General features: G+C 61.6%; 14 protein-coding genes and 1 riboswitch. Of the genes, 7 read left to right on the top strand and 7 right to left on the bottom strand.

All coding sequences use genetic code 11. The features are described from left to right. Positions 1–13 precede the first annotated feature (13 nt). The 4 genes from NXT3_RS24085 to NXT3_RS24070 are packed head-to-tail and all read right to left on the bottom strand — an operon-like array spanning position 14 to position 4,290. Positions 14–1,822, bottom strand: coding sequence for a DUF2326 domain-containing protein (locus NXT3_RS24085; protein WP_104840737.1), 1,809 nt, complete (start codon positions 1,820–1,822; stop codon positions 14–16). Positions 1,823–1,824: 2 nt separating this feature from the next. After that, positions 1,825–2,073 (bottom strand): ABC-three component system middle component 8, encoded by a 249-nt coding sequence (locus NXT3_RS24080; protein ID WP_158665412.1) that lies wholly within the window; start codon positions 2,071–2,073, stop codon positions 1,825–1,827. Further along, positions 2,051–3,175, bottom strand: a complete 1,125-nt coding sequence (locus tag NXT3_RS24075) for an ABC-three component system protein (RefSeq protein ID WP_158665411.1) — start codon at positions 3,173–3,175, stop codon at positions 2,051–2,053. The genes NXT3_RS24080 and NXT3_RS24075 overlap by 23 nt, the downstream gene beginning before the upstream one ends. Further along, on the bottom strand, positions 3,160–4,290 hold the full coding sequence (locus NXT3_RS24070; protein ID WP_104840734.1) for an RHE_PE00001 family protein: 1,131 nt from the start codon (positions 4,288–4,290) through the stop codon (positions 3,160–3,162). The genes NXT3_RS24075 and NXT3_RS24070 overlap by 16 nt, the downstream gene beginning before the upstream one ends. Before the next feature lie 199 nt (positions 4,291–4,489). After that, a riboswitch (TPP riboswitch) is annotated at positions 4,490–4,601 on the top strand. A 97-nt stretch (positions 4,602–4,698) separates the two neighbouring features. On the opposite strand from NXT3_RS24070, the gene thiC reads away from it, so the two are divergent. The 5 genes from thiC to NXT3_RS24045 are packed head-to-tail and all read left to right on the top strand — an operon-like array spanning position 4,699 to position 9,082. Continuing rightward, positions 4,699–6,531 (top strand): phosphomethylpyrimidine synthase ThiC, encoded by a 1,833-nt coding sequence (thiC, locus tag NXT3_RS24065; protein ID WP_104841376.1) that lies wholly within the window; start codon positions 4,699–4,701, stop codon positions 6,529–6,531. Between the two features lies 1 nt (position 6,532). Then, the gene (thiO, locus tag NXT3_RS24060) at positions 6,533–7,510 is read left to right on the top strand and encodes a glycine oxidase ThiO (RefSeq protein WP_104840733.1); all 978 of its coding nucleotides are present in this window, start codon (positions 6,533–6,535) and stop codon (positions 7,508–7,510) included. Further along, positions 7,507–7,704: a sulfur carrier protein ThiS gene (thiS, locus tag NXT3_RS24055; RefSeq protein ID WP_037421613.1), complete on the top strand. Its 198-nt coding sequence runs from the start codon at positions 7,507–7,509 to the stop codon at positions 7,702–7,704. The genes thiO and thiS overlap by 4 nt, the downstream gene beginning before the upstream one ends. Positions 7,705–7,706: 2 nt before the next feature. Further along, positions 7,707–8,480 (top strand): thiazole synthase, encoded by a 774-nt coding sequence (locus tag NXT3_RS24050; protein WP_095678053.1) that lies wholly within the window; start codon positions 7,707–7,709, stop codon positions 8,478–8,480. Further along, positions 8,477–9,082 (top strand): thiamine phosphate synthase, encoded by a 606-nt coding sequence (locus NXT3_RS24045; RefSeq protein ID WP_037421596.1) that lies wholly within the window; start codon positions 8,477–8,479, stop codon positions 9,080–9,082. Before NXT3_RS24050 ends, NXT3_RS24045 begins: the two co-directional genes overlap by 4 nt. 41 nt (positions 9,083–9,123) lie before the next feature. On the opposite strand, the gene NXT3_RS24040 is transcribed toward NXT3_RS24045, so the two are convergent. From NXT3_RS24040 to NXT3_RS24030, 3 genes are all read right to left on the bottom strand, one after another. Continuing rightward, positions 9,124–9,606: a type II toxin-antitoxin system VapC family toxin gene (locus tag NXT3_RS24040; protein ID WP_097527007.1), complete on the bottom strand. Its 483-nt coding sequence runs from the start codon at positions 9,604–9,606 to the stop codon at positions 9,124–9,126. Continuing rightward, a complete protein-coding gene (locus NXT3_RS24035; protein WP_037421593.1) occupies positions 9,603–9,905 on the bottom strand; it encodes a type II toxin-antitoxin system Phd/YefM family antitoxin in 303 nt (100 codons plus the stop codon). Before NXT3_RS24035 ends, NXT3_RS24040 begins: the two co-directional genes overlap by 4 nt. Positions 9,906–10,203: 298 nt before the next feature. Continuing rightward, entirely contained in the window at positions 10,204–10,854 is a 651-nt protein-coding gene (locus tag NXT3_RS24030; RefSeq protein WP_037421591.1) for a GntR family transcriptional regulator, read from the bottom strand. A 164-nt stretch (positions 10,855–11,018) separates the two neighbouring features. Between NXT3_RS24030 and NXT3_RS24025 the strand changes: the two genes are divergently transcribed. Both NXT3_RS24025 and NXT3_RS24020 read left to right on the top strand, forming a co-directional pair. After that, positions 11,019–12,437, top strand: a complete 1,419-nt coding sequence (locus NXT3_RS24025; RefSeq protein WP_097527006.1) for a malonyl-CoA decarboxylase — start codon at positions 11,019–11,021, stop codon at positions 12,435–12,437. Next, a complete protein-coding gene (locus NXT3_RS24020) occupies positions 12,434–13,948 on the top strand; it encodes a malonate--CoA ligase (protein WP_104840732.1) in 1,515 nt (504 codons plus the stop codon). The genes NXT3_RS24025 and NXT3_RS24020 overlap by 4 nt, the downstream gene beginning before the upstream one ends. The last annotated feature ends 21 nt before the right edge of the window (positions 13,949–13,969 follow it).

Here is a 13,969-nt window from a genome sequence, read left to right as displayed (position 1 = left end):
CCGGTTTTAAAATCTAGAACTCTGCCATCTTGAACAGCCGCCCACCTGGACCATTATCATCGAGCCGCAAGACGATTTCATCATCTGCGAATGCCACAACACGGCCTTTGTCGTTACGTGGAAGGTCGGATGCGATGACGGTCATGATGTACTGCAGCTTCTTCCTGGAAACCTGATCGCGAACGACATCCAAGAAAGCCAGCTTTTTCCGATCGTCGAGGGCTTCCATCATCCCGTCGTGATATACGAAATGGAAGAACGGGATATCCTCGTAAACTCGAAGCAGGGCGAGATCGAAGAGGGCGCAGATAAGCTTCTTATAGCTCGTGCCTTCACCTTGGCTTGACGCCACACCCTTCTGGCCAGCCAGACCCAAGCTGATTTTGTAATCCAGATTGTTGTTAGAATTGACCTGAAAGAAGAAGATGCCTTCGTGGTTTAGGACCTTCTGGCAGTATTCGTTGAAAACGCGGGTGAAGCGCTCGTAGATGACTGTCGGCTTCGCAAGCATCGCTTTGATCTCGTCGACAACCTTGCCCCGATCCCTCTCCGCCCCTCTAACCTGACGCGCTGTGTCGGCGACAGCCTCAAGCTTCTTGCGCTGTTCCTCCAAGTAGACGAGTTGCGCACGCTGCTGGGCAACGTCCTTCTGAAGAGCTTTGAATTTATCGAATGTATCGGTCGAGCGGAGAACCTTCAGGCGTTGGACCCGTTGCGCGTCCAGCTCTGCCTTTCGCCCCTCGGCTGACGACAATACCGCCTCCAGCTCTTTTCGACGCTTGCGAAGAGCGGCATTCCGTTCCTGAGTGACCTTCTTTTTGAATTCCACCAATTCCCCGTACTGCTTTTTAAGCTGGGAAGGGAAATGAAGCTGCGCCTCATTGAAAATCGCCTCGACCTCGCCCAAGTCGAATTTGTCCTTGTGGCTGAGCGAAGTGTCGATCTGGCCGATATCGTACCGTGCGTCGTAAATCTGCTGATTCAGCTCAGCGATCTTGTTCTCGATTGTCTCGACGAGCTCTCGCATCAACCGGCGTTCTTCATCATCGAACCTGAAGGCGTCAAGCTGCGCCTCGAGGTCCTCGACGTGCTGGTGGAGGACACCGAGCTCGGCCGTGAGCTTCGGAAGGTCCTCTTCCTTGAATTGCACCTCGGCCTGCTGCGCGCTCTGTTTTTCATGGAGCTTCTGAATGAGCTCGTCGAGTTCGTACTTGCGGACTATCGGCTTCTGGTCAAAACCGAAGAGGTGCGCAACGAACGGCTTCCAATACAGGTCGCGGCCGGCCTGAAACTTCTGCAACTGCAGCTCATCAGTCCAATCACCCTGCGCGCGCAAGAAATAAGTGATCGCTTTGCGATAGTCGTATGGCTTCAGCGTGCGCAGGTCTAGCCACGCATCTAGCAACTTAATGGCTTCATCTATCGGCAGATCCGGGTGGTCCCAGGCATCGTCAGCGGCATCACTGAAATCCGCGTCTGGATTTTCATGTCTCGATAGCGCAACTCGGGTCGGGGTTGCGACACTTCTCTTGATCGTCGCATAGCCACCGCTGTTAAGGGCGATTTCCAGATAAAAGACGAAGTCTCCAAACCGATCCCGATGCCGGTACAGGAAGTTATCCTGCCGCCAGCCCTTCAGCATGATGAAATCGATCAGATGCAAAAGGGTGGTCTTACCGAGATTGTGCGAATCCTTCTTTTGATCTTTCGGGTGCTTGACCTCGCCAAGCACCACGTTGAGGTGATTGGCATCAACCCCGTGATTGAAGACGATGGGAGAAAGGATATCCGGGAAGTTCGAATACAGCCGACTGAGTTGCATAATCAGTCCGCCTTGTATTCGAGCGTATCATTTTTGAGATGATACTCTGCCCGCCCAAGCAGAAAAAGCAGATCGAGCGCCGGCATAAACGAAAGCTCACCATCCGGACCGACCCGGCGGATCACGTAGGAACGCAATTTCTCAAACTCGCAGACGCCGCGCTTTTGCAGTTCCCGCAGAATTAAAGAAAAAACCCGCAACAGCGAGGTATCGAGATTCAGGTGCTTCTTAGGCGTCAGCATGGACGACATCGGCGCTCCTTTCTACCTGCTTGATCCCGATATCGCAGTTAAAATACATATAGTGCAGCAAGATCGATATCAGCCGCCGCTTTCCCCTGAGAACGTCGCGCTTCTGCTGGATCTGCTCGTACATAAACAGGAAGATGTCATCGAACGCTCCAAACTGGGTGCGTTTTGTGATGATCTTCTGTTTCAACTCATCCGCCGCGTCGTGGTAAAGCGCGGCAAATTCCTGGTTACGCGGGTTCAACAAAAACTGTGCAACACGCTCGAAGTGTGGCATAGATTGAGCGACAATCACCTGCTGATAATAATCATCAGAGACGCCGTTTAATTTGTTTTTCAACGGCATTTTGAGCTTTTCGAAATCGAAGGCGCTCTGAAATGCGCTTTCCCCGTCATCTTTCGTATAGGCGCTCAGCGCGCCGATTACCTCGACCAGGTCGTCGGGATCAAAGCGGAACGGCGATGGATCAAGCCGGTTAGGCAACGTTTCCCGGATATCGGCAAAGTCATCCAATGCAATATGAAGTCGGTCCACACCGATAATGTGCGCCGACGAAACGCCGAAGGCCAGCAGATCCTTCATGTACTTTTCGTCGGCGCCACCAGAATATTTCCGATTGGTGAAGACAAGGTAGTGGTCACAAATGCCCTCGCCGTGCAATCGCTCGATCTTGGGGTGCTCCTTGCCGAGAAGCGTTGCAAAGTCGGGGTCCGAGCATGACCTATTTGGCGCACTTGTGTGTTTCGCCTGCAAGACGACGTGCCCTGACAACGGGGAAGCCGGACTCGGAAACGCGCTGGCGGTACCGTTGAATTTACCATCTCGCCCGCCATCCCGTCCGCGGGCGAATGGAGTGACACCTTCTCCGAGCCAACGCACGCAAATGCGGACGACAAGTTTCTCGAACTCGTCTTCGTTCAGTTCGTGCAGTCTATAATCGCGTGGCAGCATGGAGATAGGAATGCAAACAAAAGTTGAAGATAATTCTAACGGTATCGGACTATCTAAGGCCATTCGTCTTTGCAACGACTGAGCGAAGCCGATGCCGCTAATTCGACCGAACCATCGTGTTTCTTCTCCGCTTAGCATTAGATCACTCCCCATGCCCGAAACCTCCCCCTCCCCGTCATCTCTCTGAGGCCGAGCTCCAAAACGATCCGCCGCGCCGCCTGCGGCGTAACCTCGAGTGTCTTCGCTACCATCCCGGCCGACACCAACGGTTTTGCCATAACGAGCTCGACCAGCTCCGGCAATTTTGAGGATGTCCGCCGCCCCTCAAGCTTTCGGTCCATCATGGTTTTCGCCAGCGTCAGCCGGTCATGCTCTTGCAAGCCAATCTCGGCTGCCGCAAGCAGTGCCTCGGCGATGGCGAGCAACCGAGTTTCGCGATGACGATGCCGGCGCCGATCGACGGGGATGGTTTTCAGGCCGAGATTGATTGCGGCCAGATGCGCGCCCGACGTTATGCCGGCCTGACGCATGATCGAGGCGCAAAACAGCCGGCCGAGCCAAGGGGCGTGCTGAAGCACGGAAAGCTCGTTCCAGGCATCGAGAGCAACAATGGCCTGCAGTATCGCCGGCAGGTCTTCGGCCTGGCGCAGTACGCCGCGCCATTCGTCGAGCCGGGCATCCTCGTCCCAGTCGAGATCGTAGATCATCGGATCTTTATCCTGAGCACTGGCACGGCCGGGCCGTGTGGCACTCTTGATCGCAGCCTCCGACCGGGCGAGCAACGCGTCGATAGCAGCATAGTCGACACCCGGAAGATTTTCCGGATCATCACCATCGTCCCCCTCCCCTTTCGCTTCGTTCGCGGCCGGAGGCAGAATGGTACCGACCGGCTCCGCCGCCTCAGCACCGATCGAGTTGATGTCCGACGTCTGTCGCAAGGTTCGGATACCCTCTGCGGACAACGCCCACCCGGGCAACTGTGCCCCAATGCGCCGGCGGGTTTTTAAAACGTCGCGGGCGATTGTCAGTTCGTGGGTCGGGGTGCGGGTGTCGCGAAAAGCGTCGTGGAGGACGAGGTCTTCGAGATGCACGAGTTCGCCGTCGATCCACAGCGAAGCGCAGGCGTCGGCGAAATTTTGTCGCTCGATCCACCCGCTTCCGACCGGCGAGCGGACGACGCGCTCGTCCAGCCGCGTGAGCGCGACACCGGCGTCGAAAGCCGGCCGCATCAGGTCACTCATGCTGATTTTCGAGATGTCGTAAGCCATTGATTTTATGGTAAACAATTTGCTAAAGGAACTCTATCGAAATATTACGGTTCCTCACATGGTATGATCGCCAGTTGAGCCGATAACCATCGATAAGTATCAAGTATCGATAGTGCGACGGAATGCCCGCACGTCGCACTCGGTTCCTAACCTCCTCTAAACAGTCTTGACGCCGCGGCGATAACAGTGACTATTGGCGTCCATTCACCAGGGGGGTCCCGGCAAGGGGCTGAGATACTGCTAGAGCGCGCAGTGACCCGTTGAACCTGATCCAGTTCATACTGGCGTAGGGACGGTGCAGACGCTTGATGCCAGGATTCCGTATTCCCGCGATCCATCGGCGATGCGTCTTTTCATCCTTCCGGCTTCAGAACTGGGTCTCCAACGCGAAAACTTTGGAGCCTCATGATGAATGTTTTCAAGCCTCTCGCAGCACCCTCGGTCACCCAGGGACCGCTTCCGGCCTCCCGCAAGGTCTACAAGCCGGGCGAGATCCATGCCGGCATCCGCGTGCCGATGCGGGAGATCGCGCTGCATCCGACCTCCGGCGAGCCGCCGGTCACCGTCTATGATGCCTCCGGCCCCTATACCCTCGAGGGCGCCGATATCCATATCGACGAGGGCCTGCCGCGGCTGCGCCGCGACTGGATTCTGGCGCGCGGCGATGTCGAAAGCTATGAGGGCCGTACCGTCAAGGCGGAGGACAACGGCTTTGCATCTGGCGAGCGGCTGACGCCGGAATTCCCCGTCCGCCACCGGCCGCTGAGGGCCAAGCCCGGTCAGGCGATCACCCAGCTTGCCTATGCGCGGGCCGGCATCATCACGCCGGAAATGGAGTTCATCGCCATACGCGAAAACCTCGGCCGCAAGGCCGCCAAGGAGGCGCTCGCCCGCGACGGCGAGAGTTTCGGCGCCGCGGTTCCCGATTTTGTCACCCCGGATTTCGTCCGCCAGGAGGTCGCCAGCGGCCGGGCGATCATCCCCGCCAACATCAACCATCCAGAATCGGAACCGATGATCATCGGCCGCAATTTCCTGGTAAAAATCAACGCCAATATCGGCAACTCCGCCGTCACCTCGTCTATGGCAGAAGAGGTCGAGAAGATGGTCTGGGCAACCCGCTGGGGCGCCGATACGGTCATGGACCTTTCGACCGGCCGCAACATCCACAACATCCGCGAATGGATCATCCGCAATTCGCCGGTACCGATCGGCACGGTGCCGCTCTATCAGGCGCTGGAGAAGGTCGGCGGCATCGCCGAGGATCTCAGTTGGGAGGTCTTCCGCGACACGCTGATCGAGCAGGCCGAGCAGGGTGTCGACTATTTCACCATCCATGCCGGCGTGCGGCTGCACTATATCCCGCTCACCGTCGATCGCGTCACCGGCATCGTCTCGCGCGGCGGCTCGATCATGGCCAAGTGGTGCCTGCACCACCACCGCGAAAGCTTCCTCTACGAGCATTTCGACGAGATCTGCGACATCTGCCGCGCCTATGACGTCTCCTTCTCGCTCGGCGACGGCCTGCGTCCCGGCTCGATCGCCGACGCCAATGACGCGGCGCAGTTCGCGGAACTCGAAACGCTCGGTGAGCTGACGAAGATCGCCTGGGCGAAGGATTGCCAAGTGATGATCGAGGGCCCCGGCCACGTGCCGATGCACAAGATCAAGGAGAACATGGACAAGCAGCTCAAAACCTGCGGCGAGGCCCCCTTCTATACGCTCGGGCCGCTGACGACCGACATCGCGCCCGGCTACGACCACATCACCTCAGGCATCGGCGCGGCGATGATTGGCTGGTTCGGCACCGCCATGCTCTGCTACGTCACGCCGAAGGAGCATTTGGGCCTGCCGGACCGCAACGACGTCAAGGTCGGCGTCATCACCTACAAGATCGCCGCGCACGCCGCCGACCTTGCCAAGGGCCATCCGGCCGCCCGCATCCGCGACGACGCGCTGTCGCGAGCCCGTTTCGAATTCCGCTGGGAAGATCAGTTCAACCTGTCGCTCGATCCGGAAACCGCCCGCAATTTCCACGACGAAACCTTGCCGAAGGAGGCACACAAGGTCGCGCATTTCTGCTCCATGTGCGGCCCGAAATTCTGCTCGATGCGGATTTCCCACGACATCCGCGCCGAGGCGCAGAAGGAGGGGCTCGAGGCCATGGCGGCGAAGTATCGCGAGGGCGGCGACCTCTACATGCCGGTCGGCGAAGGCGCAGCCACGACCGCCGGAGAATGAGATGCACGTGTTGATCAAGGGGGCTGGCGTCGCCGGCCTCACGGCCGCCCATGAACTCGTTGCGCGCGGCGCGGCGGTCATGGTCGCGGAACGAACACATGGCTTTGCGACTGCCGCCTCGTGGTACGCCGGCGGCATGCTCGCCCCCTGGTGCGAGCGGGAAAGCGCCGAGGAGGCCGTTCTTATCCGCGGCGCCGCTGCCGCCGGCTGGTGGGAGGCCGCGCTACCCGCCGGTTCGGTCCATCGCAACGGCACGCTGGTCGTCGCCCCACTGCGCGACGCGGCCGAACTCAGGCGCTTCGCCTCGCGCACCTCCGGCTACCGCTGGATCGGCGCGGAAGAAATCGTAGCGCTGGAGCCGGCGCTCGCCGGGCGGTTTCGCGAGGCGCTGTTCTTTCCTGAGGAAGCGCATCTCGATCCGCGCCGCGCACTTTCAGCTCTCAGACAGGGGCTCGAAGCGCAAGGCGTGGTTTTCAGCGGCGGCGGGATCGAGGAAAGCCGCTTCGACCTGACCATCGACTGCACCGGCGCCGCAAGAATCGGCGAGTTCAAGGGACTGCGCGGCGTTCGCGGCGAAATGCTCTACCTCCAGACCGACGAGGTCAGCCTTTCCCGTCCGGTGCGCCTGCTGCATCCGCGCATTCCGCTCTATATCGTGCCGCGCGGCGGCGGGCTCTTCATGTGCGGGGCGACGATGATCGAAAGCGACGACGACGGCCCGATCACCGCCCGCTCGCTGATGGAGCTCCTGAACGCCGCCTATACGCTGCACCCGGCCCTTGCCGAGGCCCGCCTGGTCGAGACCGGCACCGGCGTGCGACCCGCCTTTGCCGACAACCTGCCGCGCGTCACCCGGCAGAACAACGCCATCACCGTCAACGGCCTCTACCGCCACGGCTTCCTGCTGTCGCCGGCGCTCGCTGAGGAGGTGGCTGCGCTGGCGCTTGGCGCAGAATTGAAGAGAGGAAATGCCCGATGAAGCTGACCATCAACGGCGAGGAGCACGAGCTCCCGGCCGCCACTTTGGCCGAAGCGCTGGCGCTCCTCGAATACGAGGACGACTGGCTCGCGACCGCGGTCAATGGCGAGCTCGTCCACAGGGCCGACCGAGCAAATCACCATCTCAGGGACCGCGACCGGATCGAGGTCCTGTCGCCGATGCAGGGAGGCTGATCATGCCGCAATTCTATGGAACCGAACTGCGCTCGCGGCTGCTGCTCGGCACGGCGCGTTATCCTTCGCCGGCCAGTCTTGCCGAGGCGGTGCGGCGGTCGGGCACCGATATCGTCACGGTCTCGCTTCGCCGCGAGACCGCCGGCGGGCGCTCCGGCGGCGCCTTTTTCGAACTGGTCCGCGAGCTCGGCGTCCGCGTCCTGCCGAACACCGCGGGCTGCCATTCCGTCTCGGAGGCGGTGCTGACCGCGAAGATGGCGCGCGAGGTGTTTTCGACCGACTGGATCAAGCTCGAAGTCATCGGCCACCACGATACGCTGCAGCCGGACGTCTTCGGTCTCGTCGAGGCGGCGCGTATCCTCACCGGCGAGGGGTTCGAGGTGTTCCCCTACACGACCGACGATCTGGTCGTTGCCGAACGGCTGCTCGAGGCCGGCTGCAAGGTGCTGATGCCCTGGTGCGCGCCGATCGGCAGCGCCATGGGTCCGCAGAACCTGCAGGGCTTACGCGCCATGCGCGCCGAATTTCCCGACGTGCCGCTGATCGTCGACGCCGGCATCGGCCGACCCTCGCATGCGGCAACCGTGATGGAACTCGGCTACGACGCGGTGCTCCTCAACACCGCGGTCGCCGGCGCCGCCGACCCGGCTGCCATGGCCGAGGCTTTCGCCAAGGCGATCGAGGCCGGGCATATGGCCTTTCACGCCGGACTGCTGGAGCCGCGCGACATGGCCGTTCCCTCCACCCCCGTCATCGGAAAGGCGGTTTTCTCGTGAAGCTCGACCCGTTCTATCTCATCGTCGACAGCGCCCAATGGATCGAACGGTTGGTCCCGCTCGGCGTCAGGCTGGTGCAGCTCAGGATCAAGGAGCGGAGCGACGAAAACCTTCGCGGCGAGATCCGAAGGGCCAAGGCAATCTGCGCGGTGCATCGGTGCCAGTTGATCGTCAACGATTACTGGCAGTTGGCAATCGAGGAAGGCTGCGACTTCGTCCATCTCGGCCAGGAGGATCTCGCCGATGCCGATCTCGGCGCGATCCGCGCCGCAGGGCTGAAGCTCGGGGTGAGCACCCATGACGAGGCGGAGCTCGAAACGGCGCTTGCCGCCGAACCGGACTATGTGGCGCTCGGGCCGATCTACCCGACGATCCTCAAGAAGATGAAGTGGACGCCGCAGGGGCTGACGCGGCTTTCCGCCTGGCGTGAGCGCGTCCGCTCCCTGCCGCTCGTCGCCATCGGCGGGCTCAATCCGGATCGGATCGACGGCGTCTTTGCCCATGGCGCCGACAGCGCCGCCGTCGTTACCGACATCACGCTCAACGCCGACCCGGAAACGAGGACGAAGGAATGGATCCGCAGAACGGCAGCATGGCGTTAGCTACCCGACCTCAAGGGGCCGGTCTCCAATGAGCCCGGCTCCTATTTCTGTCGCGGACGCTTAGCGCCGCGCGGGCTCAGCGGGAATTTCTCCGCATCGTCATTCCACGGATCGAAGATCATTGCGCCGGATGGCCGAGCGTCCTTCACATTGCGCGTGACAAAATAGAGGTCGTGTTCGATCGCCGTCGCTGCGAGCATCGTGTCTATCACTGGCGGGGCGTGACCGCTGTCGCGTTTCACTTCCCCAGAAATACGTCCCCATTGCCGCACGATGACGTCGTCAAGCGAGAGGACCCGCCAGCCAAAACGCTCGGCGAGCGCGTCGCGCGCCGCCATGTAGCGCGGCCGGTCGGCATGGTCCTCCGGAAGGTTGTGAATGCCCTTGTCGTACTCGGCCAGTGTCAGGACGCTGATATAGAAGGCTTCCTCATGCTGATCGGCTGCCCACGTCTTTACCGCACGCGCACCCTTCGGATTGATCAGTGCGGCCACGACATTTGTGTCGAGCAACCAACCCTTCAAAGCTCGATATCCCGGCCGCGATCCATCTCGCGTTCAAGATCGAGCCCGCCGAGATGAAGACTTTCCATGAACTCGACGAACGGTGCTCGCGGTTTCTCGGGGATGAGCCGATCGAACTCCTCGGCGGACATAATTACAACCGCATCCCTGCCCCGCACTGTCACGCGCTGCGGCCCGTCCTCGCGCGCGTGCCGTACCACTTCGCTGAAGCGCGCCTTCGCGTCCTCGAGCTTCCACCATCCGGCAGCGTTTTGTCCGCGCGCTTTTTTCAACTTGGTCAGTTCCGCATTCTTGCGCATCGTCGATCACCTAGTCAGATAGTCAGATATGTAGCACGTCTCTCACAGATTTTCCAGATTGCGGCGGCGGCGCCGTCAGGAGCAATCGACGCCAGTTCCTTTCCGGGCTGCGGCCCTGCCACTGCATGTCTCCCTAAATCGACCTCGATTTAAGGACAAAGACGTGCAGCAAGTCAAAGTGCTCCAGCGACCTCCTGATAAGACGCGCGGCGCTGTAGGCGGCCGGCGGTGCGCGCAATGGCTTCGCCGACCTCCACTTCGTTGCGACCCCATGACGATCAGCCGGACACCATTCCGCTTATCTGGTCGCCATGCTGGCCACCAGATCGCTGAACCTCTCGCCTTGGATGCCGACATGGGATCGCAGCAGCCGGCGGGCCTCCTCACCGTCGCCGGCGAAGATCGCGTCGACGATGCCGCAATGTTCCGAGAAGGATGTTGTGAGGCGATTGCGCACCCGCAGCTGCAGGCGGCGATAGGGGCGTAGCCGCCGATGCAATCGCGCACATTGCTCCTCGAGGAACTCGCTGCGGCTCGCCGCATAGATCGCCTTATGGAATTCCTCGTTGTCGTAATAGTAGGCGTCGCTGTCGCCGGCCTTGGCGGAGAGCTCGCAGCGCCCGTGGGCGGCGGTGATCGCCTGACGCGCGGCTTCGTCGAGGCGGCGGGCGGCGAGCGATCCGGCCAGGCCCTCGAGCTCGGCCATGACCTCGAACATTTCGTAGATGCGGTGCGGCCCCGGATCGATGACGACGGCACCCCTGCGCGGACGAATTTCGATGAGGCCGATCGCATTCAGCTGCATCAGCGCCTCGCGAACCGGCGTCCTCGATACGCCGAAGCGGCTGGCAAGAACCGTTTCATCCAGCCGTTCCCCCGGGCCGAACTCGTTGGAAAGGATGGCATTTTCAATTTCGTCCCGGAGCCACCGGCCAACATTCTCGGACATTTGCTCTGCCTCAATAATGCAAAATCGTTCTTCTTGTATACACGATGGTTGACGACGCACACCTAACGTGGCACATTATATACTATACAGCCGGCTTAAAAAAATGAGAACGCCGGTAGAATAGCCGAGGCGATTGGCCGCCCATTCAGCAGGAGGAGAGTGGCATGCCCGGAACCTCTTTTTTCAGCGATATGCTGCAGGGCATCACGGAGCGCGGCCGCAAGCTGCTGTTTGCCGCCTCACGCAGCACGGACGCCGTCGAAGCAGATCTCGAGACGCTTTGTGAAATGCTGCTGTCGAGCCGCGGCGAAGCCTCTGGCATGGCCATTGCCGCCGAAATCCTCGGTCGCTGGAGCAAGCTCGACGAGGCCGGCGTCGAGCAGTTCCTGCAGATGCTGTCTGAAAAATTCGGCGCCGATATGGAGAAGCTCGACAAGGCTGTCGAGAGGTACCGCAGCGAGAAGAGCCCCGCCGCGATCATAGCGCTCCACAAGGCGGCGGAACCCCGCCGCCAGGAACTGCTGCGCAGGTTGAATCATGCGCCGAGCGGCACGGCCAAGCTCGTCCGGATGCGCCATCAGCTGCTCGCCTCCACCGATCGGTCGGACGAATATCGCGCCCTCGATGCCGATTTCACCCATCTGTTCGGCTCCTGGTTCAATCGTGGCTTCCTGACGCTGCGTCCGATCGACTGGTCGACGCCGGCGCACATCCTGGAAAAAATCATAAAATACGAGGCGGTGCACGAGATCGCCGGCTGGGAGGAACTGCGCCGGCGCCTGGCGCCTGCCGACCGGCGCTGCTTCGCCTTCTTCCACCCGCGGCTCACCGACGAGCCGCTCGTCTTCGTCGAGGTGGCGCTGACCCGATCCGTGCCGAGCGCCATCAGGGACGTGCTCGACGAGAGCCGGGAGCAGATCGATCCCGACCAGGCGACGACCGCGGTCTTCTATTCGATCTCCAACTGCCAGGAGGGGCTCCGCGGCATCTCCTTCGGCAACTTCCTCATCAAGCAGGTCGTCGAGGACCTGCGCAGGGACCTGCCCGGCCTGAAGAATTTCGTCACGCTTTCGCCGGTTCCGGGCTTTGCCCGCTGGCTTGCCAAGGCGCGCACATCGAAAGCCGAGCCGCTGTTTTCCGACGAAGACCGCAAGGTTCTGGCGCTCCTCGACGACCCGGCCTGGGCCGGCGACGAGAGCGCAGCAAGCGAAGTGGAGCGCCTGCTTTTGCCGCTCGCCGCCCATTATTTCCTAATCGAGCGCACGCCGGAGGGCCGGCCGGTCGATCCAGTCGCCCGCTTCCATCTCGGCAACGGCGCCCGCCTGGAGCGGCTGAACTTCCTCGGCGACCGCTCGGCCAAGGCCATGCGCCAGGCGCACGGGCTGATGGTCAACTACCTCTACAAGCTCGAGGATATCGAGGCGAACCACGAGGCCCTGGCACAGCGAGGCGATGTCACCGCCTCGCCGGCCGTCAAGAGCCTGCTCAGCCGAACCGGCGAAAGCCGCCGCGGCGGCAAGGGCGAAATTTCACGACCGTTCGCGCAAGTCATGAACGGCAAGACTGGAGGAGGGCGCACGTGAGCAACCATCTGTTTGACGCCATTCGGGCAGCCGCTTCCGGCGATGCGCCGTTCATCCGGATCAACGGCGGCCGGACCTGGACCTATGGCGACGCGCTGGCGTCTTCGGGCCGCATCGCCAGCGCGATTGACACGCTCGGCATCCGCCCGGGCGACCGGGTCGCCGTCCAGGTCGAAAAGAGCGCCGAAGCGCTGATCCTCTATCTCGCCTGCCTGCGCAGCGGCGCGGTCTACCTGCCGCTCAACACCGCCTATACGCTCGCCGAGCTCGACTATTTCATCGGCGACGCCAAACCGCGGCTGGTGGTCGTTTCCCCGGCGGCGCGGGAAAGCGTCGGAAAAATCGCCGAGCCGTATGGTGCCATCGTCGAAACGCTCGGCACCGACGGCACGGGCTCGCTTCTCGACCTCGCCCACGACGAGCCGTCCGACTTCGTCGATGCATCCTGCGCGGCCGATGACCTGGCTGCGATCCTCTACACCTCGGGAACGACGGGCCGGTCCAAGGGTGCGATGCTCACCCACAGAAACCTGCTCTCGAATGCCATGAGCTTGCGCGACTGCTGGCGCGTCACCGCCGGCGATCGGCTGATCCATGCGCTGCCGCTCTTCCATACGCACGGGCTGTTCGTCGCCACGAACGTCACACTGCTCGCCGGCTCCTCGATGTTCCTGCTGCCGAAGTTCGATCCGGACGAGGTGCTCTCGCTGATGCCTCAGGCGACGCTGCTGATGGGCGTGCCGACCTTCTACGTGCGCCTCCTACAGAGCCCGCGGCTCGACCGGCAGGCGGTTGCCGACATGCGGCTCTTCATTTCCGGCTCCGCGCCGCTCCTCGCCGAGACTCATGTCGAGTTCAGGAAACGCACCGGCCACGCGATCCTCGAGCGTTACGGAATGACCGAGACCAACATGAACACCTCGAACCCCTATGACGGCGAACGGATCGCCGGAACCGTCGGCTTCCCGCTGCCGGGCGTGACGGTGCGCGTCACCGATACCACCACCGGCGCCGCCCTGCCGGCGGAGGAAACCGGCATGATCGAGATCAAGGGTCCGAACGTCTTCAAGGGCTATTGGCGGATGCCGGAAAAGACCGCTGCGGAATTCACCGCCGACGGGTTCTTCATCAGCGGCGACCTCGGCAAGATCGACAGGCGCGGCTATGTCCACATCGTCGGCCGCAACAAGGATCTGGTGATTTCGGGCGGCTACAACATCTACCCGAAGGAGGTGGAAGGCGAGATCGACCAGCTCGAAGGCGTCGCCGAAAGCGCCGTGATCGGCGTCCCGCATCCCGATTTCGGCGAGGGCGTCACCGCCATCGTCGTGCGCAAGCCCGAGGCGGCGCTCGACGAAAGCGCCATCCTCGGCGCGCTCAAGGACCGGCTGGCGCGCTATAAGCAGCCGAAACGCATCATCTTCGCCGACGACCTGCCGCGCAACACGATGGGCAAGGTCCAGAAGAACCTTCTGCGGCAGCAATACGCCGACTTATACGCTAGGACGTGACCGCGCTCTCTGGGAGGAAGG

Origin of the sequence: Sinorhizobium fredii (assembly GCF_002944405.1) — a bacterium.
In the GTDB taxonomy this organism is placed as follows: Bacteria; Pseudomonadota; Alphaproteobacteria; order Rhizobiales; family Rhizobiaceae; genus Sinorhizobium; species Sinorhizobium fredii_C.
This window is presented reverse-complemented; position numbering and strand designations above follow the sequence as displayed.

Coding starts and splice junctions, on each gene's coding strand:
- NXT3_RS24025 (WP_097527006.1), top strand. CDS start 11,019: ATGCCCGGAACCTCTTTTTTCAGCGATATGCTGCAGGGCATCACGGAG.
- thiC (WP_104841376.1), top strand. CDS start 4,699: ATGAATGTTTTCAAGCCTCTCGCAGCACCCTCGGTCACCCAGGGACCG.
- NXT3_RS24035 (WP_037421593.1), bottom strand. CDS start 9,905: ATGCGCAAGAATGCGGAACTGACCAAGTTGAAAAAAGCGCGCGGACAA.
- NXT3_RS24030 (WP_037421591.1), bottom strand. CDS start 10,854: ATGTCCGAGAATGTTGGCCGGTGGCTCCGGGACGAAATTGAAAATGCC.
- NXT3_RS24075 (WP_158665411.1), bottom strand. CDS start 3,175: ATGGGGAGTGATCTAATGCTAAGCGGAGAAGAAACACGATGGTTCGGT.
- NXT3_RS24070 (WP_104840734.1), bottom strand. CDS start 4,290: ATGGCTTACGACATCTCGAAAATCAGCATGAGTGACCTGATGCGGCCG.
- NXT3_RS24080 (WP_158665412.1), bottom strand. CDS start 2,073: ATGTCGTCCATGCTGACGCCTAAGAAGCACCTGAATCTCGATACCTCG.
- thiO (WP_104840733.1), top strand. CDS start 6,533: ATGCACGTGTTGATCAAGGGGGCTGGCGTCGCCGGCCTCACGGCCGCC.
- thiS (WP_037421613.1), top strand. CDS start 7,507: ATGAAGCTGACCATCAACGGCGAGGAGCACGAGCTCCCGGCCGCCACT.
- NXT3_RS24085 (WP_104840737.1), bottom strand. CDS start 1,822: ATGCAACTCAGTCGGCTGTATTCGAACTTCCCGGATATCCTTTCTCCC.
- NXT3_RS24050 (WP_095678053.1), top strand. CDS start 7,707: ATGCCGCAATTCTATGGAACCGAACTGCGCTCGCGGCTGCTGCTCGGC.